This is a genomic window from Rhodanobacter sp. UC4451_H18, from assembly GCF_052978225.1.
The window spans coordinates 2,408,617-2,431,925 of record NZ_CM129663.1 but is presented as its reverse complement, the minus strand read 5'-3'; the positions used below and the strand labels follow the sequence as shown (position 1 = coordinate 2,431,925).

The 23,309-nt window shown below is 69.8% G+C and carries 18 protein-coding genes; 6 read left to right on the top strand and 12 right to left on the bottom strand.

Annotation, left to right across the window (positions count from 1 at the left end):
• Positions 1–70 precede the first annotated feature (70 nt).
• Entirely contained in the window at positions 71–556 is a 486-nt protein-coding gene (locus ACVCMG_RS11000; protein WP_447114135.1) for a hypothetical protein, read from the top strand.
• A gap of 988 nt (positions 557–1,544) precedes the next feature.
• Here ACVCMG_RS11000 and gnd read toward each other — a convergent pair.
• Genes gnd through ACVCMG_RS10985 form a run of 3 tightly spaced genes read right to left on the bottom strand, consistent with a single transcriptional unit; the run spans position 1,545 to position 5,375 of the window.
• Entirely contained in the window at positions 1,545–2,540 is a 996-nt protein-coding gene (gene gnd, locus ACVCMG_RS10995) for a phosphogluconate dehydrogenase (NAD(+)-dependent, decarboxylating) (protein ID WP_447115408.1), read from the bottom strand.
• The gene (locus ACVCMG_RS10990) at positions 2,536–4,059 is read right to left on the bottom strand and encodes a mercuric reductase (protein ID WP_447114134.1); all 1,524 of its coding nucleotides are present in this window, start codon (positions 4,057–4,059) and stop codon (positions 2,536–2,538) included. The genes gnd and ACVCMG_RS10990 overlap by 5 nt, the downstream gene beginning before the upstream one ends.
• Positions 4,056–5,375, bottom strand: coding sequence for a glucoamylase family protein (locus ACVCMG_RS10985; protein WP_447114133.1), 1,320 nt, complete (start codon positions 5,373–5,375; stop codon positions 4,056–4,058). The genes ACVCMG_RS10990 and ACVCMG_RS10985 overlap by 4 nt, the downstream gene beginning before the upstream one ends.
• 281 nt (positions 5,376–5,656) lie before the next feature.
• Between ACVCMG_RS10985 and ACVCMG_RS10980 the strand changes: the two genes are divergently transcribed.
• Positions 5,657–9,505: a GH36-type glycosyl hydrolase domain-containing protein gene (locus ACVCMG_RS10980; protein ID WP_447114132.1), complete on the top strand. Its 3,849-nt coding sequence runs from the start codon at positions 5,657–5,659 to the stop codon at positions 9,503–9,505.
• Between the two features lie 144 nt (positions 9,506–9,649).
• On the opposite strand, the gene ntrC is transcribed toward ACVCMG_RS10980, so the two are convergent.
• The 3 genes from ntrC to ygiD form a co-directional block, all read right to left on the bottom strand.
• Entirely contained in the window at positions 9,650–11,119 is a 1,470-nt protein-coding gene (gene ntrC, locus ACVCMG_RS10975; protein ID WP_447114131.1) for a nitrogen regulation protein NR(I), read from the bottom strand.
• Positions 11,112–12,122, bottom strand: coding sequence for a two-component system sensor histidine kinase NtrB (locus tag ACVCMG_RS10970; protein WP_447114130.1), 1,011 nt, complete (start codon positions 12,120–12,122; stop codon positions 11,112–11,114). Before ACVCMG_RS10970 ends, ntrC begins: the two co-directional genes overlap by 8 nt.
• A gap of 138 nt (positions 12,123–12,260) precedes the next feature.
• Positions 12,261–13,055 carry a 4,5-DOPA-extradiol-dioxygenase gene (ygiD, locus tag ACVCMG_RS10965; protein ID WP_447114129.1) on the bottom strand — a complete coding sequence of 265 codons (795 nt, stop codon included), beginning with the start codon at positions 13,053–13,055 and terminating at the stop codon, positions 12,261–12,263.
• 122 nt (positions 13,056–13,177) lie between these two features.
• Between ygiD and ACVCMG_RS10960 the strand changes: the two genes are divergently transcribed.
• Together ACVCMG_RS10960 and ACVCMG_RS10955 are read left to right on the top strand one after the other, a co-directional pair.
• Positions 13,178–13,789 (top strand): NAD(P)-dependent oxidoreductase, encoded by a 612-nt coding sequence (locus tag ACVCMG_RS10960; protein ID WP_447114128.1) that lies wholly within the window; start codon positions 13,178–13,180, stop codon positions 13,787–13,789.
• 67 nt (positions 13,790–13,856) lie between these two features.
• Complete coding sequence (locus ACVCMG_RS10955; protein WP_447114127.1) at positions 13,857–14,429, top strand: NADPH-dependent FMN reductase; 573 nt, start codon at positions 13,857–13,859, stop codon at positions 14,427–14,429.
• A gap of 57 nt (positions 14,430–14,486) precedes the next feature.
• Here the strand turns inward: ACVCMG_RS10955 and glnA are convergent, their stop codons facing one another.
• The 5 genes from glnA to ACVCMG_RS10930 all read right to left on the bottom strand — a co-directional run bounded on the left by glnA (position 14,487) and on the right by ACVCMG_RS10930 (position 19,798).
• Entirely contained in the window at positions 14,487–15,899 is a 1,413-nt protein-coding gene (gene glnA, locus ACVCMG_RS10950) for a type I glutamate--ammonia ligase (protein ID WP_395120698.1), read from the bottom strand.
• Positions 15,900–16,076: 177 nt separating this feature from the next.
• The gene (locus ACVCMG_RS10945; protein WP_395120699.1) at positions 16,077–17,390 is read right to left on the bottom strand and encodes an ammonium transporter; all 1,314 of its coding nucleotides are present in this window, start codon (positions 17,388–17,390) and stop codon (positions 16,077–16,079) included.
• A 117-nt stretch (positions 17,391–17,507) separates the two neighbouring features.
• A complete protein-coding gene (locus ACVCMG_RS10940) occupies positions 17,508–17,846 on the bottom strand; it encodes a P-II family nitrogen regulator (protein ID WP_447114126.1) in 339 nt (112 codons plus the stop codon).
• Between the two features lie 23 nt (positions 17,847–17,869).
• The gene (locus ACVCMG_RS10935; RefSeq protein WP_447114125.1) at positions 17,870–18,616 is read right to left on the bottom strand and encodes a TorF family putative porin; all 747 of its coding nucleotides are present in this window, start codon (positions 18,614–18,616) and stop codon (positions 17,870–17,872) included.
• A gap of 288 nt (positions 18,617–18,904) precedes the next feature.
• Positions 18,905–19,798, bottom strand: coding sequence for a pirin family protein (locus tag ACVCMG_RS10930; RefSeq protein WP_447114124.1), 894 nt, complete (start codon positions 19,796–19,798; stop codon positions 18,905–18,907).
• Between the two features lie 131 nt (positions 19,799–19,929).
• Between ACVCMG_RS10930 and ACVCMG_RS10925 the strand changes: the two genes are divergently transcribed.
• On the top strand, positions 19,930–20,727 hold the full coding sequence (locus ACVCMG_RS10925; protein WP_395120703.1) for an undecaprenyl-diphosphate phosphatase: 798 nt from the start codon (positions 19,930–19,932) through the stop codon (positions 20,725–20,727).
• Positions 20,728–20,900: 173 nt separating this feature from the next.
• On the opposite strand, the gene ACVCMG_RS10920 is transcribed toward ACVCMG_RS10925, so the two are convergent.
• Complete coding sequence (locus ACVCMG_RS10920; RefSeq protein ID WP_447097741.1) at positions 20,901–21,884, bottom strand: LysR family transcriptional regulator; 984 nt, start codon at positions 21,882–21,884, stop codon at positions 20,901–20,903.
• Positions 21,885–22,028: 144 nt separating this feature from the next.
• Here ACVCMG_RS10920 and ACVCMG_RS10915 point away from each other — a divergent pair, with 144 nt between their 5' ends.
• Positions 22,029–23,273, top strand: a complete 1,245-nt coding sequence (locus tag ACVCMG_RS10915) for an efflux RND transporter periplasmic adaptor subunit (protein WP_447097740.1) — start codon at positions 22,029–22,031, stop codon at positions 23,271–23,273.
• Positions 23,274–23,309 lie beyond the last annotated feature (36 nt).

Here is a 23,309-nt window from a genome sequence, read left to right as displayed (position 1 = left end):
CCGCAACCGCTGATTGCTACGCTCCCCGCGCCGCCGATCCGGCGGCTTGCGACGTACAAGGAGTGTTTCCATGTCCAGTGACAATCGAATTTCGGCGGTGCTGTCGGACGAGCAGGTGGCCTCGGTGCAGGGCGCGCTGGCAACGATCCGCGGGGCATTGCCGTTTCTGGTGACGCTGTCGGCGCAGGAGCGGAAGGAGTTGCCGCGGCTGGGGCCGAAGTCGGTCGGTTTCGACGAGAAGTGCGTGACCTACATGGCGAACCGCGCGCAGTTCGTGCCGGGCTTTGTCGACCAGGCCGAGGTGCAGAAGGATCGCAGCCTGCGCAGCCAGTTGATGCGCTTCGCCACCGAGCTGCAGACGCTGGCCGGCAGCGTGGACGACACCTTGCAACTGGTTTCCAGCGAGGTGTGGATGGCCGACCTGGCCTACTACCAGAGCGTGCGCGAGGCGGCCCACCGCGGCCGCGACGGTGCGCAGGACGTGTACGACGACCTGCGCCAGCGCTTCCCCGGCCCGCGGGGTACCCGCACGGTGCCGGAACCGGCCGCCGCCTGATCCGTGACCCCGGCGGGGCGGTCCACGACCGCGCCGCCGGGCCTTTGCGGGTTCATCGGGACCTGCACGACGTCGAGGCCGGGATTCACCAGCTCGACGCCCAAGCTGCAAACCTGCCTGCCGAGGTTCCCGACCTCTCCGCCGGGCTTCGCCACATCCCCGCCGAGGTTCTCGACCTCCTCGCCGAGGTTGGCCACGTCCCCGCCGGGGTTCCGGCGCTCCCCGGCAAGCCCACCCGGGTCCGCGCCGACCGGTTGAACCTCGCCACCGGGGTTGGCCACCTCCTTCTGTTTTTTCGAAATCACTTCGGGTGCGAGACGTAACTCGATCGCCGAGGGCTATCGACCGTCTTTGACGGTGCCATCCCACGAGCGACGGGCCGCTTCGACTCCGGCCGCAGCGCGGCCTACGCTCAGCGCGAACGGTTGGGGGACGGGTCGTTCGGACGATGGGTGCGGGGATTCGGGGAGCGTGGAAGGCATCGCCCGCGAGCGGGTTCCTACAAGTGCGCGTCCAGCGTGCGGAGCGGCGTTGGCTCTTTTGAAGAGTGCGGGCCACGATGGCCCGCTGCTCTACCGGGGCCCCTGTGCGGCGGTGAGTCGGGGACGACGGGCCGCGCAGCGGGAGCCGACAGGGATGTCGGCTCCTTTTCGCCAGGGCAGGATGCCCTGTCGAAAAGCCCGGCCCCGACTCACGGACTTGCCGCCCATGGATGGGCGGCAAGCGCCAAGCGGGGTGGCCTTTCTCTTTGGTTACTTTCTCTTTGGCCACGCAAAGAGAAAGTAACTCGGCTGCCGCAGGCAGACGAAAGCTCTTGCTCTGAAATGCCAATGCGCCAGCAAGAGCATCGCGCGCAAGCGCGCTCCTACAGAAGCACTCGACTGCTTTGCTCCTACACAACATTCGCCGCCCCCAAAGTCGCTGGATGCCTGCCCTCGCAGGCATGACGGGCGGGCAGGTGCCCCGCAGAGGGCGCCACGCGCCAGCCTCACTCCTTCTTGATCGCGTGCCCGCCAAATTCATTGCGCAGCGAGGACAGCAGCTTGTCGGCGAAGGAGTCGTCGTCGCGTGAGCGGTAGCGTTCCATCAGCGAGAGGGTGATGACCGGGGCCGATACGCTCAGTTCCATGGCCGCGTCGACGGTCCAGCGGCCTTCGCCGGAGTCGACCACGTAGGGGGCGACGCCGTCCATCTGCGGGTTCTTCTTGAGCGCGTCGGCGGCCAGGTCCAGCAGCCAGGAGCGCACCACGCTGCCGTAGCGCCAGATCTCGGCGACCTGCGCGAGGTCCAGGCCGAACTCCTGCTTGTGCTTGAGGATCGAGAAGCCTTCGGCGTAGGCCTGCATCAGGCCGTATTCGATGCCGTTGTGGACCATCTTGGTGAAGTGGCCGGAGCCGGCCGGGCCGACGCGGCCCCAGCCCTGGTCCTTGCCGGGCGCCAGCGTCTCGAAGATCGGGCGCAGGGTTTCGACGACCTGCTCGTCGCCGCCAACCATCATGCTGTAGCCCTCGGCCAGGCCCCACACGCCGCCGCTGGTGCCGCAGTCGACGTAGTTGACGCCCTTGTCCTTGCACTTGGCCGCGTGGCCGAGCGAATCCTTGTAGTTGGAATTGCCGCCGTCGATCATCGTGTCGCCCTTGTCCAGCAGCGCCAGCAGCGCGGCGACGGTGTCGTCGGTGACCTTGCCCGAGGGCACCATCAGCCACAGCACGCGCGGCGCGGGCAAGGCCTGCACCAGTGCCTCGAGCGAAGCGGCCGAACCGCCGCCCTTGCCTTCCAGCTGCTTGCGCGCGTCTGCGTTGGGGTCGAAGCCGGTGACCTGGTGGCCGCCGTCGAGCAGCCTTTGCGCCATGTTGGCGCCCATCTTGCCGAGACCGATCATGCCCAGTTGCATGGAAGCTCCTTGCGTGAAGTGGAGAGTGGAATTTCGCGATTCTAGGTGGTCGGGCGATAAGCGCGCGTGAGATGACCGCGCACGCTCAATGCGGCAGGCAGCGGCGCAGGCGCGCCAGCAGGCGGCCGCTCAGCCGGCGACGGTTGTACGCCATCGCGGCGAGGCGGATCGCCTCGGTCTTGGTCGGGTAGGCATGGATCACTTTCGCCAGCGTGCGCAGGCCCACGCCGGCGACCATCGCCAGGGTGACCTGGCTGATCATGTCGCCGGCATCGCGCGAGACGATGGTGGCGCCCAGGATGCGGTCGCTGCCTTCGCTGACGTGCAGCTTGACGAAGCCGTCCTGCTCGCTGTCGGTGATCGCGCGATCGACCTGGTGCATCGGGATGGTGTAGGTCTTGATCGGGATGCCGCGCGCGTTCGCCTCGCGCACGTACAGGCCGACGTGGGCGATCTCCGGATCGGTATAGGTGCACCACGGCACCACCCGTTCGCTGAGTCGCTCGCGTCCGCCGAGCAGCGCGTTGCGCACGCCGATGCGCGCCGATTCCTCGGCGATGTCGGTGAACTTGGCTTCCAGACAGACGTCGCCGGCGGCGAAGATACGCCGGTTGCTGGTGCGCAGGTGGTCGTCGACGGTGATGCCGGCGGTCTCGTCGTAGTCGATGCCTGCGGCCTCCAGCGCCAGCCCGTGCACGTTCGGGCGGCGCCCGACGCCGGCCAGGATCGCGTCGACGCGGATCGTGCTGTGGTAGTCGTCGGTGACCAGGTCGACCACCTTCTCCGCACCCTCGGTACGGATCGCGACCACCTCGGTGTTGAGGCGCACCTCGATGCCGTCGCGGGCGAACGCCTCGGACAGGGTCTGCGCCGCGTCGCGCTCCTCGTGCGGCAGGAACAGCGGCATGTTCTGCACGATGGTGACCTTGGCGCCGAAGCGCTCGAACGCCTGCGCCAGCTCGCAGCCCAGCGGGCCGCCGCCGATCACCAGCAGCCGCGGCGGCAGCTCGGTCAGGTCGAACACGGTGGCGTTGGTGAGGAAACCCGCCTGCTTGAGGCCGGGGAGATCGGGGATCTGCGGGCGCGCACCGGTGGCGACCATTGCGCGGCGGAACCGCAACGGCTGGCCGTTGACGGCGAGGCTGTCCGGCCCGGTGAACTGCGCATTGCCGAAGAACACGTCGACGCCGCGCTGGACCAGGTGGCGCACCGAGACGGTGCCGGCGAGGTGGCTGCGGATGCGCCGCAGGCGCGCCATCGCGGCGGCGAAATCCACCGTGATCGCGGCCGGCGCCTGCGCACCGTAGCGCGCGGCGTCGCGCATCTGCGCGTACACCGCGGCGCTGCGCAGCAGGCTCTTGGACGGCACGCAGCCGGTGTTGAAGCAGGTGCCGCCGAGCAGGTGGCGTTCGACCAGCGCCACGCGCGCGCCCAGCGCGGCAGCCGCTTCCGCCGCGGCCAGTCCGGCCGAGCCGGCGCCGAGGATCACCAACTGGTACGGCGCGTCCGGCACGGGATTGACCCATGAGGTCGGCCCCGCCGCGGCGAGGCGTTCGCGTTCCCAGTCGTCGTGCGGAGTAGTGATGCTGGCGTCGTAGCGGGTACTCATTGGCGGACTCCTCCGACCGGCGCGTCGAGCCAGCCGCCGCTGAACCCGGCCTTGCGCAGGCCGCTGGCGAGCGGATGGCAGCCGCGCATCAGGCGCCAGATCGACTCGCTGCGATGGTTCTCGATCATCATGAAGACGATGCCCTGGTCCAGCCCGTAATGCCCCGGCGAGATCCATGGCCCGCCATCGCCGCCGTCCACGCTGGCGTTGAAGCTGGTGGCCAGGCGATCGGCGCCGAGGATCTGCGGATGGCGCAGCAGCATGGTGCGCAGCGCGGTCAGCGCCGGCTGCGGTGCGAACGGCAGCGAGGCCAGCACCGCCGGCGGCGACAGGGTGCCGTCGTCCGGCCCGTACGGCACGCCGCGCGCGGCATAGCCGAACAGGTGGCGCTGCTCGTTGGCCACGTCGAGCTGTTCGTCGGTGGGGCCGTCGCAGGCGGACAGGCCCCAGCAGTTGCGGTCGTAGCCGATGAACCCTTGCGGGTTGAGTTCGGCGTAGCGGCGCTGCACGGCCACCGCGCGGCGGCTGTTCTCGAAATAGTCGGAATCTTTTTCGCGCATGAACCGGTCGCGCACGCCGCGCAGGTCCAGCCACGCCTGCGAGTAGTGGTGCACGAACAGCGGGCCGGCGTAGAGGAAGTCCTGGTCGTAGAGGTTCTCCCACTGGTAGGTCGCGGTCCAGCCGGCGTAGCAGTCGGCCGGGATCGGATGGGTGGGCGAGCCCAGCGCCAGCGCGTACAGCACGATCGCTTCGCTGTAGCCCTCCCAGCCGTAGTGCAGGTAGCCGCTCTCCGGTTTCCAGCCCTGGTAGATGGTGCGCGCGTCGTCCTGCGACCAGCGCCAGTCGACGCGCCGGTACAGCGCATCGGCCAGTTCGCGCAGCTCGGTTTCCTCCGCGCCGGGGCCGTCGAACGCGGTGGCTACGGTGAGCATGCCGGCGATCAGCAGCGCGCTGTCGATCATCGACAACTCCGATTGCCACACCCGTGCGCCGCTGTCGATGTCGAGGAAGTGGTAGTAGAAGCCCTTGTAGCCGGTGGCCGCGGGGCTGCCGCTCTGGTCGCTGTCATGGAAGAAGCGCAGTGCCAGCAGGCTGCGGCGCACCGCCTCGGCGCGCTCGATCCAGCCGCGCGCGACCGCCGCGGGATAGCACGACAGCGCGAAGCCCACCACCGCGATGCTCACCGGCGAGTGCGGCCGCGAGGTGTCGGGGATCAGCCCGTTGCGCGGGTTCATCGTCTCCGTGAAGTAGCCGAACGCGGCGCGCTGCAGGCGGTCGAGCATGGCGTCATCGGAGAGCGAGCACAGCGTGGTCATCGGCGGCATCCTGGCAGCTGGGGTGGAACGGCAAACTGTCTGCCAGTGTGCGACGACAAGTGCGTGCGTGGCGTGTAGAGCGGCACTTTCACGTTGCATTGCCGACGCGCGCCGCAGGCTGGAGCGGTTTCGCCGAATGGCCTGGACGCGCGCCATGCCCGCGCAGGGCGGGAACCTTTCGCTTGCGCGGGCATGACCGGCTCGCAGGTTTTTGCGCTCATGCGCATGCCATTCGCCCCCTCGCCCGATCCGACTGCACCGCAGCCGCAGGAGCCGTCCGCATGTCCACCGATGCATCCCCACCGCCCCGCCACCTGCTCGGCAACGGTCGCCTCACCACCATGCTGGGCCCCAACGGCGCCGGCTTCCTGCGCTGGCGCGAACTGGCGGTGACGCGTTGGCGCGAGGACCCGGTCACCGATCCCTGGGGCAACTTCCTGTTGTTGCGCGACGAGGACGACGGCGAGGTGTGGTCGGTCACCGCGCAGCCGCTGGGTGTGTCGCGGCCGGACGATGCCGTGCGCTTCGCGCCCGGGCTGGCGCATTACGCCGGCCGCCACCAGTTGCTGCACCATGAACTGGACGTGGCGGTGGCGGCGGATGCCGACATCGAACTGCGCCGGCTGGTGTTGAGCAACCACGGCGACCGCCATCGCCGCGTGTCGCTGACCAGCTACGCCGAACTGGTGCTCGGCCCGCGCGGCGACGACGACAGCCACCCGGCGTACTCCAAGATGTTCGTGCAGACCGACTGGGATGACGCGCGCCAACTGCTGCTGGCCACCCGGCGCAAGCGCAGCGACAGCCAGGCCACGGTATGGGCGGCGCAGGCCCTGCAACTGCTCGGCGACACCGCCGGCGCGCCCGAGCGCGAGACCGACCGCGCGCGTTTCCTCGGCCGCGGCCGCACGCTGCGCGATGCGTGCGCGATGGGTCCCGGCGTGGCGCTGTCCGGCACCACCGGCTGCGTGCTCGACCCGGTTTGGGCGCTGCGCCGGAACTTCACCCTCGCGCCGGGCGCCCGCGTCGTCCTGCTGCTGTGGACGCAGCTGGCCGACTCGCGCGAGGGCGCGCTCGCGCTGCACGCGCGCATGCAGGATGCGCAGGCCGCCGAGCGATTGTTCAGCGATGCCGCAGCACGCGCCCGCGGGCAACGCCAGCAACTCGGCATCGACGATGCGCAGGCCGCGTGCTTCGCCCGCTGGCAGGATGCGCTGCTGGTCAGCGATGCGAGTCAGCGCGCCGCGCCGGACGATCGCGCGCGCGGCCACGGCGGCGCACCGGCGCTGTGGGGGCTGAGCATCTCCGGCGATCGCCCGATCGCACTGCTGCGCGCGGACGGTGCCGCGGCGCTGCAGCGGCTGGATGCGCTGCTGCTGGCGCAGCGCTGGTGGCGCGCGCAGCAACTGGCGGTGGACGTGGTGGTGCTCGATCGCCTCGGCGAGGACGACGCCACGCGCGCTGCCCTGGCGCCGCGCATCGACGCGCAGCAGGCGCAACTGAAGGGCTGCGAAGGCTTGCCCAAGGTGGAGCTGTTCTGCCTGCGCGAGGATGCCATCGCCGCCGACCAGCGCGATGCCTTGCTCGCCGCCGCGCGCGTGGTGGTCGACGCCGACACCGTGGCCACCGTTGCGCCCGCCGCCGCGACGCCAGCCGCCGCTGCGCCGATCCGCGCCGGGACGCCCGCCGCGGTCGTCGCACCGGACGAGCCGGTGCAGGAGTTTCCCAACGGTCACGGCGGTTTCATCGAGCATGGCCGTACCTACCGCATCGAGCTGGATGACGCACGCCCCACGCCCGCGCCGTGGACCAACGTGTTGGCCAACCCGCATTTCGGCTGCACCGTCACCGCCGAGGGCGGCGGCTACAGTTGGTCGACCAACAGCCAGCAGAACGCGCTGACGCCGTGGCCGAACGACCCGGTCAGCGATCAACCGCACGACATCATCTACCTGCGCGACAGGGACAACGGCGAGCTGTGGAGCGCCGGCGCGCTGCCGATCCGCGTGCCCGGCGCGCGCTGCACGGCGACGCACGGCAAGGGCTGGACGCAACTCTGCAACGACGCCCACGGCATCGCGCTGGCATTGACCGTGTGCGTGGCGCCGGACGATCCGGTCAAGCTGTCGCGGCTGCGCCTGGTCAACCGGTCCGGCCGCACGCGGCGGCTGTCGATCACCGGCTACGTGGAATGGGCGCTCGGCGCCAACGGCAGCACGCCGGCGCCGTTCGTGGCGACCGCGCGCGACGCGGCCAGCGGCGCGTTGTTCGCCCGCAACCGCTGGCGCGCCGATTTCGGCGAGCGCGTGGCGTTCTTCGACCTGGCCGGCGCGCAGCAGTCGCTCAGCGGCGACCGGGCGAGTTTCCTCGGCGCGCTGGGCAGCACCGCGCAGCCGGCGGCCTTGCATCACGACCACCCGCTGGACGGTCGCCTCGGCGCCGGACTCGACCCGTGCGGCGCGCTGCAGACGCGCGTGGAACTGCCGCCGGGCACGCAACTCGACCTGATCTTCCTGCTCGGCGAAGGCGGCGACGAGGACGCCGCGCGCGCGCTGGTGGCGAAGTACCGCCACGCCGATGTCGACGATCTGCTCGCCCGCATCGCGACGCAATGGAACGACCTGCTCGACACCGTGCAGGTCGGCACGCCCGACCGCGCGCTCGACATCCTGCTCAACGACTGGCTGCTGTACCAGGTCACCGCCTGCCGCCTGTGGGCGCGCACCGCGTACTACCAGGCCAGCGGCGCCTGGGGCTTCCGCGACCAGTTGCAGGACGTGATGGCGCTGTGCGTGAGCCGCCCCGACCTGGCGCGCGAGCACCTGCTGCGCGCCGCCGGGCGCCAGTTTCCCGAGGGCGACGTGCAGCACTGGTGGCTGCCGCCGCACGGCCAGGGCGTGCGCACGAAGATCCGCGACGATCGCGTGTGGCTGGCCTATGTGGCGATGCATTACGTCGAGGTCAGCGGCGACCGCGCGGTGCTGGACGAAAAGCTGCCGTTCCTGCAGGGCCAGGCGATCCCCGACGGCGCCACCGATGCCTTCTTCCAGCCCGAGGTGTCCGACCGGCAGGCGACGCTGTACGAGCACTGCGCGCTGGCGATCGACACCAGCCTCACCCGCGGCGCGCACGGCCTGCCGCTGATCGGCACCGGCGACTGGAACGACGGCATGAACGCGGTCGGCGCGGAGGGCCGTGGCGAAAGCAGCTGGCTGGGCTGGTTCGTGCTGGCCACCATCGACGCGCTGGCGCCGGTGGCCGCCGCCCGCGGCGATGCGCGCGCGGCGCACTGGCGCGACTGCGCCACGGCGCTGCGCGCGGCACTGGAGCAGTCCTGGGACGGCGCGTGGTATCGCCGCGGCTACTACGACGACGGCACGCCGCTGGGTTCGAAGGACAGCGAGCAATGCCGCATCGACACCATCGCGCAATCGTGGAGTGTGCTGGGCAAGGCAACCGACCGCGAACACACGGTGCAGGCGATGGATTCGGTCGACCGCCTGCTGATCGACCACGAGCACAAGCTCGCGCGACTGTTCACCCCGCCGTTCGACCAGGACGGCAAGAAGGACCCCGGCTACATCAAGGGCTACCCGCCCGGCGTGCGCGAGAACGGCGGGCAGTACACGCATGGCGCGATCTGGTCGATCTTCGCCTGGGCCAGGCTCGGCGACGGCGACCGTGCCGGCGGCCTGTTCGACCTGCTCAACCCGATCCGTCACAGCGACAGCACCGAGGCCGTCGAACGCTACAAGGTCGAACCCTACGTCGCCTGTGCGGACGTCTATTCGGTGGCACCGTACATCGGCCGCGGCGGCTGGACCTGGTACACCGGCTCCGCCGCCTGGCTCTACCGCGCCGGACTGGAGGCGCTGCTCGGCTTCCACTTGAGGGGCGACCGGCTGCACATCGATCCGTGCATTCCCAAAGCCTGGCCCGGCTTCAGGATCAGCTACCGGCATCGCGGCACGCTTCACGAGATCGGCGTGCAGAACCCCGACCATGTCTGCCGCGGCGTGCAACGGGTGGAAATGGACGGCCAGACGCTGGACGCCGCCGAACCCGTCACCCTCGCCACCGATGGCGCGACGCACCGCCTGCGCATCACGCTGGGCCATCCGCCCTCGTAGGAGCCCGCTTGCGGGCGATGCTATTCAAGCGACTCGGGACAAGCGAGAGCGGCGCGCACACGGGCAGCGACCAGGGCGAACAGTGTGAGGTTGCGGGAGCGCTCCGCGCGCAGGGCGGGCGCTGCCCGCCGGCTTTCGGCCAACTCAACGTCGCCGCGTGCGCGAGGCACCGAGCTTGCGGGTCAGCGTGTTGCGTCCCACGCCGAGCGCCTGCGCCGCGTTCTGCCGATGCCCTTCGTGTGCCTGCAGCGCGGCCTGCAGCAGGGTCTGGTCGAGCGCTTCGCGGGCGCGGGCATGGATGTCCGCCTCGCCATCGGCCAGCGCCTGCGTGGCCCACTCGCGCAATGCGTCGGTCCATTCGCCGCCGCGTGCCGTGTCCGCAGCGTCGCCCAGGTCGCCGGGCAGGATTTCGCTGCCCGGCGCGATCACCGCCAGCCGGCGGCACAGGTTCTCCAGCTCGCGCACGTTGCCGGGATAGTCGCGCTGGGCGACGAGTTTCAGTGCGGCCCTGGAGAAGCGCTTCGGCGACAATTTCAGTTCCTGCGCGGTGGCGGCCAGGAAGTGCTGCGCCAGCCGCGCGATGTCGCCGCGGCGGCTGCGCAGCGGCGGCAGTTCGATGCGCACCACGTCGAGCCGGTGCATCAGGTCGGCGCGGAATGCGCCGGCGGCGACGCGCGCGGAAAGATCCTGATGCGTGGCGGCGACGATGCGCACGTTGCAGCGGATCAGTTCGCGCCCGCCGACCCGGTAGAACTCGCCGCCGGCCAGTACGCGCAGCAACCGCGTCTGCAGGATCAGCGGCATGTCGCCGATCTCGTCGAGGAACAGCGTGCCGCCCTCGGCCTGCTCGAAGCGGCCGGCGACGCGGCGGGTGGCGCCGGTGAAGGCGCCGGCCTCGTGGCCGAACAGTTCGCTCTCCAGCAGCTCGCTGGGGATCGCGGCGGTGTTCAGTGCGATGAAGGGTTGCTCGCGGCGCGCGCTCTCCTCGTGCAGCGCGCGCGCCACCAGTTCCTTGCCGGTGCCGGTTTCGCCAGTGACCAGCACGTTGAGGTCGCTGGCGGCGACGCGGCCGATCAGCCGGAACACCTCGCGCATCGGCGCGCTGTCGCCGAGCAGGGCGTGGCGGGCGACCGGCGCGGCGGGAGCCGGCGCGGCCACGTTCGCCGCGCTGGCCAGCACGCGCTGCACCACGGCCACGGCGTGATCGAGGTCGAACGGCTTGGCCAGGTAATCCACCGCACCCGCGCGATAGGCTGCCGCCGTGGTGGCGACGTCGGTGTAGGCGCTCATCACGATCACCGGGCCGATCGCGCGTTGCTGCAGGTCGTGCAGCAGGCTCAGGCCGTCCTCGCCCGGCATGCGCACGTCGGTGAGCAGCAGCGCGGGGCGTTCGTCGCGCAACGCCGCGCGCGCCGCCTCGGCATCGCCGAACTCGCGCACCGCGAGGCCGGCATCGCGCAGGGCCTCGGCCAGCACGAAGCGCACGCCGCGGTCGTCGTCGACGATCCAGATTTCCTGCAGGAGCGGACCTTGCGCGCGATGCTTGTCGTTGCGTGACGCAGGAGCATCGCGCACGAGGTGCGCTCCTGCAGGGATCTTCGTCCGGTCAGTCATGCGCGCGCTCCAGCGGCAGGTACAGCGTGAACACGGTCTCGCCGGGACGGCTGGCGCCGCGCAGTTCGCCGCCGTGTTCGCGGGCGATCTCGCGGGACAGCGCCAGGCCCAGGCCGGTGCCGTCGGCGCGACCGGAGACCAGTGGTTCGAACAAGGTGTCGCGCAGGCCGGCCGGGATGCCGGCGCCGTCGTCGATCAGCTCCAGCCGCAGCGCCGTGCGCAGCATCCGCTCACCGAGGCGCACGCCGTGTTCGACGCGGGTGCGCAGGGTGAGCGTGCGGGCGCCGGCTTCCAGCGCGTTGCGCGCCAGGTTGAGCAGCAGCTGGTGCAGGCGATCGGCATCGCCGAGCAGGTCCGGCACGCTGGGGTCGTAGTCGTGGCGCCATTGCGGCGGCGCCGGCTCGGCCTGCAGCAGGTCGGCGAGGCGCTCCAGCAACTGGTGGATGTTGACCGGGCCGAGCCGCGCGGCGCCGTCGTGGTGCAGCAGGCGATTGGCCAGCGTGCCGAGCCGGTCGGCCTCGTCGATGATCATGCCGGCCAGCGCCTGCAGGTCGTCGTTGTCGACCCGTCGCTGCAGCAGTTGCGCGGCGCCGCGCAGGCCGGCCAGCGGGTTCTTCACCTCGTGCGCGAAACCGCGCAGGGTGGCCGACAGCGGCGAGCTCGCCGACAGTGGCTCGGCCAGCACGTGCACCTCCAGCAGCAGGCCATCGTCGAACGGCTGCAGCGCGATGTCCGCACGGATCTCGCGGCCGTTCGCGGCGGCCAGCGGCACCGCGCGCCACTGCGCCGGCCGCTGCGCGGCCAGCACCCGCGCCGCCCGCGCCGCAGCCTCGTCACCGTCGGCAAACAGCAACGTCAGCGGCTGCCCCAACGGGTGGCGCACGCCCAGTTCCAGCCCTTCGACCAGCGCCGGATTGAGCCAGCGCAGGCGCAGCCGGGCGTCGACCAGCACGATGCCGGTTGCCAGCTGCTGTGCCCATGTCGGCCATGCGAGATCGTTCATTGCACCATCATGGGCAATGTATCCGTTTGGTGCAAATGCCGGGGACCGCCCCGCCGCGGGCACGACCTCCCGCAAACCGGCGGCACCGCCCGCTTCTTGCCGTCGAGCGCGGCGGGCCGTGCGCGCCCAGTGCGACGCTCAGCCGAACTGCACGCTCAGCATCGAGATCGAGCCGCCGTCCATGCCCTCGACCGGGAAGGTCACCGCGTCGCCCTCGTCGCTGGCGCCGAGCACGTACAGCAGCGGCAGGTAGTGGTCGGGCGTGGGGATCGACAGCTCCGCGTCGCGACCCAGCGCCTCGTAGTCCACCAGCGCATGGTGATCGCCCTGCAGCATCAGCTCGCGCGCCTTCGCCTCGAAGCGCAGCGCCCAGTCGAACGGCTCGGCCGGATGCCGGCCCCAGGCATAGGCGTGCAGGTTGTGCACCACGTCGCCGCTGCCGATCAGCAGGATGCCCTCGTCGCGCAGCGGCCGCAGCAGGCGGCCCAGGCCGTAGTGGAACGCCGGCGGCTGCGACTCGTCGATGGACAGCTGCACCACCGGCACGTCGGCGTCGGGATAGACGTGGCGCAGCACCGACCAGGTGCCGTGGTCCAGCCCCCACGAGCGATCCTCGCCCACGTCCAGCGGCTGCAGCAGTTCGCGCACGCGGCGCACCAGGTCGAGGTCGCCCGGCGCCGGGTATTGCACCTCGAACAGCTCGCGCGGAAAGCCGCCGAAATCGTGGATCGTGCGCGGCCGGGCCATCGCGGTGAGCAGGGTCGCCGGCACGTACCAGTGCGCGGACACCGACAGCACCGCGCGCGGGCGCGGCAGGCGCCGGCCGAGCGTGGCCCAGCCGCGGCTCCAGTCGTTGTCCTGCAGCGCATTCATCGGATTGCCGTGGCCGAAGAAGATCGTCGGCAGGCGCGTCGAGGTGTTCCGCTCAGTCATCGGGGGACTCCTGCAGTGACGATTCGTATCCACGTACTGCTTACATTCGCGGCGTTAGTCTGGCCCGATCGCCGACGCGACGCCATCGACCATCAGCGCGATACCACCCCAGGGAGGCAAGCATGAACATCGCCCTGATCGGCGTCACCGGCCGCGTCGGCTCGCGCCTGCTGGCCGAACTGCTGCGCCGCGGCCACCGCGTCACCGGCATCGCCCGCGACACCGGCAAGCTGGCCGGCCAGCCGGGCCTGGTCCTGAAGAACGCTGACGCCGGCCAGCCCGCGCAACTGGCGCCGCTGCTGGCCGGCCACGACGCGGTGATCAGCGCGCTGAAGTTCGCCCCCACCGACGCCGCCGCGCTGATCGCCGCGGTGAAGCAGGCCGGCGTGCCGCGGCTTTTGGTGGTCGGCGGCGCCGCCACGCTGGAAGTGGCGCCGGGGCAGATCCTGCTCGACGCGCCCGGCTTCCCCGCCGCCTACCGGCCCGAAGCCGAGGGCGGTCGCCGCTTCCTCGACGCCTTGCGCGGCGAGCGCGAACTCGACTGGACCTTCCTGTCGCCGTCGGCCGAATTCGATCCCGGCGAACGCACCGGCAGCTTCCGCGTCGGCGATGATGCCCTGCTCTCCGACGCCCGCGGCAAGAGCTGGATCTCGATGGAGGACTACGCGATCGCCCTGGTCGACGAACTGGAAACGCCGAAGCGTTCGCGGCAACGCTTTACGGTGGGCTACTGATCTGGGTTTACCGAACAACCGCGGTCGCCATCCGTCGCCGCGTCGCATCGCTCACGAGGAGATTCGCATGACTACCTACAAGGTCGGCACCATCATCGGCAGCCTCGCCAGGGGCTCGATCAACCGCAAGCTGGCGCAGGCCCTGGCCAAGCTGGCGCCGCCGCAACTGGAGCTGGTGGAGATCCCGATCAAGGATCTGCCGCTGTACAGCTACGACTACGACGCGGATTTCCCGGCGGTGGCGCGCGCGTTCAAGCAGGCGATCGCCGAAGTCGACGCGGTGCTGTTCGTCACGCCGGAATACAACCGCTCGATCCCCGGCGCGCTGAAGAACGCGATCGACTGGGCCAGCCGGCCGTGGGGCAAGAACTCGTTCGCGCGCAAGCCGTCCGCCGTGATCGGCACCTCGCCCGGCTCGATCGGCACCGCGGTCGCCCAGCAACAACTGCGCGGCGTGCTGTGCTTCTGCAACTCGCCGCTGATGAACACGATGGAGGCGTACCTCCAGTTCAAGCCGGGCCTGATCGACGAGGACGGCAACGTCACCAACCCGTCCACCGCCGAGTTCCTGACCAACTACATGAAGGAGCTGCACGTGTTCATCGAACGCGTGCTCACCGTGCTGCCGCGGGAAAGCTGACTCCGGCACGACAACGGGCGCCGCGGCGCCCGTTGTCTTACCGCCTGGATGCCTCGCTCAGAGCGAGTAGTACATCTGGAACTCCAGCGGATGCGTGCTGGCGCGGTACTTGGTGACTTCCTTCATCTTCACCTCGATGTAGGCGTCGATGAAGTCGTCGGTGAACACGCCACCGGCCTTGAGGAACTCGCGGTCCTTGTCCAGCGCTTCCAGCGCGGCGTCGAGGCTGGAGCAGACCTGCGGGATGTTCTTCTCCTCTTCCGGCGGCAGGTCGTAGAGGTCCTTGTCGGCCGGCGCGCCCGGGTCGATCTTGTTGAGGATGCCGTCGAGGCCGGCCATCATCAGCGCGGTGAACACCAGGTAGCCGGAGTTCATCGGGTCGGGGAAGCGCACCTCGATGCGTCGCCCCTTCGGGCTGGCCACGTAGGGGATGCGGCAGCTCGCGGAACGATTCCGCGCCGAGTACGCCAGCATCACCGGCGCCTCGAAGCCCGGCACCAGGCGCTTGTAGCTGTTGGTGGTGGAGTTGGCGAACGCGTTGATCGCGCGGGCGTGCTTGAAGATGCCGCCGATGTACCACAGCGCGGTCTGGCTCAGGCCGCCGTAGAGATCGCCGGCGAACAGGTTCTCGCCGTTCTTGGCCAGCGACTGGTGCACGTGCATGCCGCTGCCGTTGTCGCCGACCAGCGGCTTGGGCATGAAGGTGACGGTCTTGCCGTTCTGGTGCGCCACGTTCTTGATGACGTACTTCATCGTCATCAGCTCGTCGGCCTTCTTCACCAGCGTGTTGAACTTCACGCCGATCTCGCACTGGCCCGCGTTCGCCACTTCGTGGTGGTGCACCTCGACGGTCTGGCCCAGCGATTCGAGCACCTTGCACATGTCCGCGCGCAGGTCGCCGAGCGAGTCGACCGGGCTGACCGGGAAGTAGCCGCCCTTGACGCCGGGACGGTGGCCGTGGTTCTCGCCGTCGTACTTGTAGCGCGAGGACCATGCCGCTTCCTCGGAACCGATCTCGTAGAACACGCGGCCCGGGTCGTTCTGCCAGCGCACCGAGTCGAAGATGAAGAACTCCGGCTCCGGACCGAAGAACGCGGTGTCGGCGATGCCGGTGGATTTCAGGTACGCCTCGCCGCGCTTGGCGATCGAGCGCGGGTCGCGGCCGTAGGCCTGCATGGTGCTCGGCTCCAGCACGTCGCAATGCAGGATCAGCTGCACGTGCGAGCTGAACGGGTCGAGGTGGGCGGTATCCGGATCGGGCAGCAGGATCATGTCCGACTCGTTGATGCCCTTCCATCCGGTGATCGAGGAACCGTCGAACATCTTGCCGTCCTCGAAGGTCGACTCGTCGATCGCGTGGGCCGGGAAGGTGACGTGGTGATGCACGCCGAGCATGTCGGCGAAACGGAAGTCGACGAACTCGACCTCGTGTTCCTGGATCAGGTCGAGCACTTGGTTGGCGGCGGACATGGAGCAACCTCGATGGGGATGGATGAACTGGCGGAGCAAGGCGCGTGCCAGCGGGTGGAAGCGTTGCGCGGCAAGGGCTTGCGCCTTTCCGGGGACGGCCGGAGAGTTTCACGGTGGTGCAATCACTCATGTGATTGCACCAACCAGGGTCAATGCGTGAAGACCCGGCCGGCCGACTCACCCATCGTAGGCGCTTTCCCCGTGCGAGGTAATGTCCAGCCCCTCGCGCTCCGCCTCGTGCGGTACGCGCAGGCCGAACACCAGCTTGACGAGCAGCAAGGCCAGCACGGAAACCACGCCGCTCCACAGCACGGTGATGCCCACGCCCAGCGCCTGCACGCCAAGCTGGCGGAGGATCGGGAAGCCCGCCGCGCCGGTGCCGCCCAGCGCCGGCGCGGTGAACACGCCGGTGAGCAGCGCGCCCACGATGCCGCCGATGCCGTGCACGCCGAACACGTCCAGCGCGTCGTCCGCGCGCAGCAGCTTCTTCAATCCGGTGACGCCCCACACGCAGCAAAGGCTGGCCAGCGCGCCGATCACGATCGCGCCCAGCGGACCCACCGTGCCGCAGGCCGGCGTGATGCCGACCAGCCCGGCCACCGCGCCGGAGGCGCCGCCGACCATCGACGCATGGCCGCGCAGGCTCGCCTCGACCGCCAGCCATGCCAGCACCGCCGCGGCCGCGGCCAGCAAGGTGTTGAGGAAGGCCAGCGCCGCGCCCGCGTTCGCCTCCAAGTTGGAGCCGGCGTTGAAGCCGAACCAGCCCACCCACAGCAGCGCCGCGCCGATCATGGTGAAGGTCACGTTGTGCGGCTTCATCGGTTCGCGGCCGAAACCCAGCCGCGGCCCGACGAACCACGCGCCGACCAGGCCGGCCACGCCGGCGTTGATGTGCACCACGGTGCCGCCGGCAAAGTCCAGCGCGCCCTTCGCGTACAAAAAACCGTCCGGCCCGGCCCACACCATGTGCGCGATCGGCAGGTAGGCGAAGCTGAACCACAGCGCGGCGAACAGCAGCACGGCGCGAAAGCGCATGCGCTCGGCCAGCGCGCCCACGATCAGCGCGCCGGTGATGCCGGCAAAAGTGGCCTGGAACGCCACGAACACGTACTCCGGCAGCGCCACGCCGGCGGTGAACGTGGCCGCCAGGCTGTCCTTCGTCACGCCGTGCAGGAACAGTTTGCCGAAGCCGCCGATCACCGCACCGCCGCCGAAGGCGAGGCTGTAGCCGTAGGCCACCCACAGCAACAGCAGCAGCGAGAACACCGTCAGCACCTGCATCAGCACCGACAGCACGTTCTTCGAACGCACCAGGCCGCCGTAGAACAGCGCCAGCCCCGGCACCGTCATCAGCAGGACCAACAATGTGGAGGTGAGCATCCACGCCACGTCGCCCTTGTCGACCGTCGGCACCGGTGTGGCGGCGTGCAGCAGCGGCGCGACCAGCAGCAGGGCCGCAACGAGGCCGCGACGGAACTTGAATGATTTCATCGAAAGCCTCGCGGGGTGGGGGTCAGGAGGATGGCGTTCGCCTGAAGGCCCTCGTCCCCGCGAAAGCGGGAATGACGAGAGCCGAAGATTCGGCACTCGAACCGGGTGATGGCCGGATCACAGCGCATCGGCATCGAGCTCGCCGGTGCGGATGCGGACTACCTGCTCGACGTCGGTGATGAAGACCTTGCCGTCGCCGACGTTGCCGGTGCGCGCGGCGCGCTGGAGCTCGTCCAGCGCGGTGTCGAGCAGCGCGTCGGGCACCACTGCCTCGACCTTGAGCTTGGGCAGGAAATCGACCACGTACTCGGCACCTCGATACAACTCGGTGTGGCCCTTCTGGCGGCCGAAGCCGCGCACTTCCGTCACGGTCATCCCGGACACGCCGGCACCCTCCAGCGCATCGCGGACCTCGTCGAGCTTGTGCGGACGGATGACACTGGTGATCAGTTTCATGGGTGGCTCCCGCGGGAATGTGTTCAGAACGACCGGGCCAGGCTCAGCACGGCCGTGGTGCGGCCCAGGTAGCGGCCGCGCGCATTGGTGTAGACGGAGCGGCGTGCGTTGGTGTCGTAGTAGCCCAGCGCCAGCGACCAGTTGCCGGCGAAGCTGCGCGTCACGCCCAGCTTCCAGTCGCTGTACGACGCGCCGGGCACGTTCGCCACCTGCTGGTGGCCGACGTGCGTGTTGAGCTGCCAGCCCGGCGCCAGCGGCTGGTTCCAGGACAGATCCAGGTAGCCGCTGCGCTCACTGTCGGCATAGCCGAACAAGGGGGTGAGTGCGCAGGAGTACTTCAGCGACAGGTTCTTCCAGGCGACCGCGACGTAGATCTCGCTCGTGTTCGGCAACGTGGCGCCCGCGGGATAGCTGCCCGGGTACTGATAGCGATACGCACCCAGGTCGACGCTCCAGCCATCACCGAGACGGCCGCGCCAGCCGCCGTAGAGATCCAGCTCCACGCTGCTGGAAACCGGCGCGGCCGGAGTCGAGGTATCGGACAGCCAGCTGACGTTGCTGCCCCAGCCGCCGACGTACCAGCCGTCGGCGTGATCGAACTCGACGCCGGCCTGCACGGCTGGCTTGCGGTCGGTCTGCGAGATGCCGCGGAACAGGTAGTCGCTGACCACGCCGGCATTGCCGATCCACTGACTGGCCGGCGCGTCGCCCGCCCGCAGCGGTGCCGGGCCGGTGGCGGCGCAGCACGACACGGCCACTGCCGCAAACATCCCGCTTCGCCTCATGGACCCGCCCTCGAACCGGTGGTGCCGTGGCGATGGCCGTCCAGACGCCCAGACGTCCATGCACCCACGACATGACCGCGCGACCGCGCGGCCTCACCAGACCCTCAGCAAGCCCCATGCCATGCACGGAAACCGTTGCCGTGAGGGCATCGGCGTCGCGGCGGCGCCGCGGACGCCCCTGCGTTCGCACCAACCACGGCGGTCGAGACGACCGGCTTGCACTGTTCCGGTGCGTGCAGGGTCATGCCGCCAAGCGGTTCAACCCGATCCGCCTCAGGACATCGGCTTCGGCTGCGCTCCCAGCTTCGGCGGCAGCGGGATGAACTCGTCGTGGTCCAGGTCCGGCAGCTTCATCCGCCCGGCGGCCCAGTCGGCGCGGGCCTGGTCGAGCCGCTCCGGCGAGGAGGATACGAAGTTCCAGTCGATGTAGCGCGGCCCCACCGGCTCGCCGCCCAGCGCCATCACCACCGCGTCGTCCAGCGCGGCGACGGTGACGGACTTGCCGGGCGCCAGCACGGCCATGCTGCCGACCTCCACGCGCTGGCCATCCACCTCGACCTCGCCACTGGCGACATAGACCGCGCGCTCGGCGTACTCCGCCGGCAGCGAGGTGCGCGAGCCCGCACGCAACGTCCAGTGCACGTAGAACTGCGGCGAATCCACCTTCACCGGCGACGCCACGCCCGCCAATCGCCCGGCAATCATCCGCCCGTTGACGCCGCCTTCGCCGAACACCGGCAACGCCTCGCTGGCGTAGTGCCAGAAGCCCGGTTCCATTTCCTCGCGTTCGACCGGCAGCGCCGCCCACAGCTGCGCGCCGTCGAGCGGCCCGCCCTCGCGGCGCAGGCGCTCGAAGCGCTCGGAGTGGGTGATGCCGCGGCCGGCGGTCATCCAGTTGACCTCCCCCGGGCGGATCGGCTGCTCCGAACCGAGGCTGTCGCGGTGCGTGATCTCGCCGTGGAACAGATAGGTGATGGTCGACAGGCCGATGTGCGGGTGCGGGCGCACGTCCGCCTCGCGCGGCAGGCCCGGCGCCAGCTGCTTCGGGCCCATGCGGTCGAAAAAGATGTACGGCCCGACCATGCGGCGCTGGGCGAACGGCAGCACGCGGCCAACCTCGAAACTGCCGAGGTCGCGGCGGCGCTGGGGAATGACGAGCTCGATCATGGCGTACCTCCGGGTGGGCGGGCGGGTCGACGGATGGCCACTATCGCACCGCGGGCGCGCTTTCACCTCACCGTGCCAGCGCCGGGCCAACCCCGTAAGCTATGCCGCTGCCTACTGCATCGGACCTTCCCGTGATCGACCTGCTCCACGTCATCCTGCTCGGCATCATCGAAGGCATCACCGAATTCCTGCCCATCTCCTCGACCGGCCACCTGCTGATCGCCGAGAAGTTCGGGCTGGGCGCGCGCTCGGACCTGTTCAACATCGGCATCCAGGCCGGCGCGATCCTGGCGGTCACGCTGATCTACTGGAAGCGCATCTGGCAGTTGCTGACGCAGTGGCGCGACCCGGCCAACCGCGACTACCTGCTGAAGCTGGTCGTGGCCTTCGCGATCACCGCCGTGCTCGGCTTCATCGCGGTGAAGCTCGGCTTCAAGCTGCCCGAGACGGTGACGCCGATCGCCTGGGCGCTGGTCATCGGCGGCTTCTGGATGATCGGCGCCGAGCTGCTGGCCGCGCGCCAGCCCGAGCGCAGCGAGGTGACCTGGCGGGTGGCGATCCTGGTCGGCATCGCGCAGATGATTGCCGGCATCTTCCCCGGCACCTCGCGCTCGGCGGCGACGATTTTCGCGGCCATGCTGTTCGGCACCAGCAACCGCGCGGCGGCCACCGAGTTCGCCTTCCTGGTCGGCATCCCCACCATGTACGCGGCCACCGGCTACGAGCTGCTGAAGGTGCTGCACGGCGGCAGCGCGGTGCACGAGGACTGGACCGCGCTGGCGGTGGGTTTCGTGGTCTCGGCGATCACCGCCTTCGTCGCGGTGAAGTGGCTGCTCGGCTACATCGTCGGCCACCGCTTCACGCCGTTCGCGATCTATCGCATCGCCTTCGGCGTGGCGCTGCTGTTGCTGGTGCCCGCGGGGGGCTGATCGTCCCGCCGATGCATGCTCCGTCGCCGCACGCCCTGCCCGATGCGCTGGAGCACGACGCGGCACTGCGCTAACCCGACGCGCTGCGCGAGGATTTCGAGGCCCGAATATCGCCAGCTTCGCGCGCGCGAGGCGATCCGCCCACGCTGTCCCGGCGACGGCGCCGGAGCCGCTCAGGCCACGAGCGACTCCAGCGGACGCGCACCGGCGCCCGCAACCACCGCGGCTTTCGGCGCAGGCATGCCGGTGGCGCCATGTCCCGGCTGGTTGGTGCGGTCGAACAGCTCGCGCACCCACTCGATGAAGGCCTGCACGCGGGCGGACAGGTGCTTCTTCTGCGGATAGACGATCCACACCGGCTTGCCGGTCGAGGCGGTATCCGTCATCACCAGCTCCAGCATGCCCTTGTCCAGCATGCACGCGGCCAGCATGCGCGGCACCTGCGTGATGCCCAGGCCGGCGGCCACCGCCTGCAGCACCGATTCGCCGTCGTTGATCAGCATGTGCGCGTCGATGTCGACCTCCAGCGGGCCGCCGGGCGTGTCGAACTGCCACTGCCGCGGGCGGCCGTTCGGATACACGTAGTTGATGCAGCGGTGATGCTTCAGATCCTCGATGCTGCGCGGCGCGCCGTACTTGCGCAGGTACTCGGGCGAGGCGCACACGACGTTGCGCAGGTAGCCGATCTTGCGCGCGATCAGGCTGGAATCCTCCAGCTGGCCGACGCGGATCGCGCAATCCAGGCCCTCGCCGTTGAGGTCCGAGGCCGAGTCGCTCATCGACAGCTCCAGCCGGATGTCCGGGTAGCGCTGCTCGAACTCGGTCAGCCGGGGGATCACCGCGGCGCGCCCCACCGACAGCGAGATGCCCACGCGCAGTTTGCCGGTGGGTTTGCTGTTGGCGTAGTTGAGCGCCTCGGTGGCCTCGGCGAGATCGGCGAGGATCTCCTTGCAACGGGCATGGAACGCGGCCCCGTCGTCGGTCAGACGCAGCGACCGCGTGGAACGGAACAACAGCCGGGCACCGAGCTGGGTTTCCAGTCGCGTCACGGCCCGGCTGACGCCGGACGGGGTCATGCCCAACTGGCTGGCGGCGGCGGCGAAGCTCTTGGCCTCGACCACGCGGACGAAGGTCGAAATGGCGGAAAAGTCTTCCATTGTTTCAATTCCTCGTCGATTCGTGACTGCGGCGCACGAGTGTAGTGCGCAAGAAACGGATTTTCTATACCGGAAAGTACACCTATTCTCTCGACCCTTCGCCGGGTTCCCCCTCCCCGGCCAACAAGGTGTTGGGAGCGCAAGATGAAAAAACAATGGATGCTGGTCCCCCTGATCGCTGCCGGCGTGCTCGGCAGTTGGGTTCTCCTGCACGGCAACGACAGCCATGCGCAAAGCCCCGCCGGCGGGCCGCCGCCGGAAGTGACCGTGGCGCAAGCGCTGACCCGCAAGGTCAGCGACAGCGCCGAGTTCACCGGCCGGCTGGAAGCGGTCAACACGGTGCAGGTGCAGCCGCGGGTCGGCGGCTTCGTCGAATCGGTGCATTTCCAGGAAGGCGCGCTGGTGCACAAGGGCGACGTGCTGTTCCAGCTCGACGCCCGCCCGTACCAGGCCGAAGTCGACCGGCTGGTCGCCAACCAGGCGCAGGCCAGGGCCGAGCTGAGCCTGGCCGAGACCAACCAGCGCCGCGCCGAGATGCTGCTGGCCCAGCACGCGATCGCGCAGCAGGAAGCCGACCGCCAGGCCACCACCGCGCAGAGCGCGCGGGCGCAGCTCGGTGCCGCCACCGCCGCGCTGGCCGCGGCACGGCTGAACCTGGACTTCACCCAGGTGCGCTCGCCGATCGACGGCCGCGTCAGCAACGCCCGCGTCACCCCCGGCAACCTGGTCACCAGCAACGACGTGCTGACCAGCGTGGTCTCGGTCAACCCGGTCTATGTCTATTTCGACGTGGACGAGCAGACCTGGCTCAAGCTCGACCACCTGCGCGCCGACGCGAAGCAGGCCGGCCGCAACGCGCGGATCGAGGCCGCGATGGGCCTGGCCGACGAGACGGGCTACCCGCATGAAGGTCGCCTCGACTTCGTCGACAACCAGTTGCACACCGGCTCCGGCACGATGCGCCTGCGCGCGGTGTTCGACAACGCCGACGGCCTGTACACGCCCGGCCTGTACGCCCGCGTGCAGCTGCAGAGCGGCCAGGCGCGCCCGCGCGTGCTGGTCGACGACCGCGCGATCGGCACCGACCTCGGCAACCAGTTCGTCTACGTGGTCGACAAGGAGCACAAGGTGCAATACCGCAAGGTCGACACCGGTGCCTTGTTCCACGGCCTGCGCGTGATCGACAGCGGCCTGGCGCCAACCGACCTGGTGGTGGTGAACGGTCTGCAGCGCGTGCGCCCCGGGGTCGAGGTGAATCCGCAGAAGGTGGCCATGAGCTACCGGCTGGACGCGACCGACAAGGCGCTGGTCGAGCGCGGCGATGCACCGAACGCCGATTCGCGCACCGCGCAGGCCAACACGGCGAGCCCAAAGACCCCGCAAGGCTGACCACACTCTCCCTCTCCCTGCCGTGCAGGGGGAGGA

Bases quoted from the DNA above. Each gene is read 5' to 3' on its own strand.
- ACVCMG_RS10935 (WP_447114125.1), bottom strand. From the start codon at position 18,616: ATGTTTGCGGCAGTGGCCGTGTCGTGCTGCGCCGCCACCGGCCCGGCA.
- ACVCMG_RS10960 (WP_447114128.1), top strand. From the start codon at position 13,178: ATGAACATCGCCCTGATCGGCGTCACCGGCCGCGTCGGCTCGCGCCTG.
- ACVCMG_RS10985 (WP_447114133.1), bottom strand. From the start codon at position 5,375: ATGACCACGCTGTGCTCGCTCTCCGATGACGCCATGCTCGACCGCCTG.
- ntrC (WP_447114131.1), bottom strand. From the start codon at position 11,119: ATGACTGACCGGACGAAGATCCCTGCAGGAGCGCACCTCGTGCGCGAT.
- ACVCMG_RS11000 (WP_447114135.1), top strand. From the start codon at position 71: ATGTCCAGTGACAATCGAATTTCGGCGGTGCTGTCGGACGAGCAGGTG.
- ygiD (WP_447114129.1), bottom strand. From the start codon at position 13,055: ATGACTGAGCGGAACACCTCGACGCGCCTGCCGACGATCTTCTTCGGC.
- ACVCMG_RS10980 (WP_447114132.1), top strand. From the start codon at position 5,657: ATGTCCACCGATGCATCCCCACCGCCCCGCCACCTGCTCGGCAACGGT.
- ACVCMG_RS10915 (WP_447097740.1), top strand. From the start codon at position 22,029: ATGAAAAAACAATGGATGCTGGTCCCCCTGATCGCTGCCGGCGTGCTC.
- glnA (WP_395120698.1), bottom strand. From the start codon at position 15,899: ATGTCCGCCGCCAACCAAGTGCTCGACCTGATCCAGGAACACGAGGTC.
- ACVCMG_RS10990 (WP_447114134.1), bottom strand. From the start codon at position 4,059: ATGAGTACCCGCTACGACGCCAGCATCACTACTCCGCACGACGACTGG.
- ACVCMG_RS10970 (WP_447114130.1), bottom strand. From the start codon at position 12,122: ATGAACGATCTCGCATGGCCGACATGGGCACAGCAGCTGGCAACCGGC.
- ACVCMG_RS10920 (WP_447097741.1), bottom strand. From the start codon at position 21,884: ATGGAAGACTTTTCCGCCATTTCGACCTTCGTCCGCGTGGTCGAGGCC.
- ACVCMG_RS10955 (WP_447114127.1), top strand. From the start codon at position 13,857: ATGACTACCTACAAGGTCGGCACCATCATCGGCAGCCTCGCCAGGGGC.
- ACVCMG_RS10930 (WP_447114124.1), bottom strand. From the start codon at position 19,798: ATGATCGAGCTCGTCATTCCCCAGCGCCGCCGCGACCTCGGCAGTTTC.
- ACVCMG_RS10945 (WP_395120699.1), bottom strand. From the start codon at position 17,390: ATGAAATCATTCAAGTTCCGTCGCGGCCTCGTTGCGGCCCTGCTGCTG.
- ACVCMG_RS10940 (WP_447114126.1), bottom strand. From the start codon at position 17,846: ATGAAACTGATCACCAGTGTCATCCGTCCGCACAAGCTCGACGAGGTC.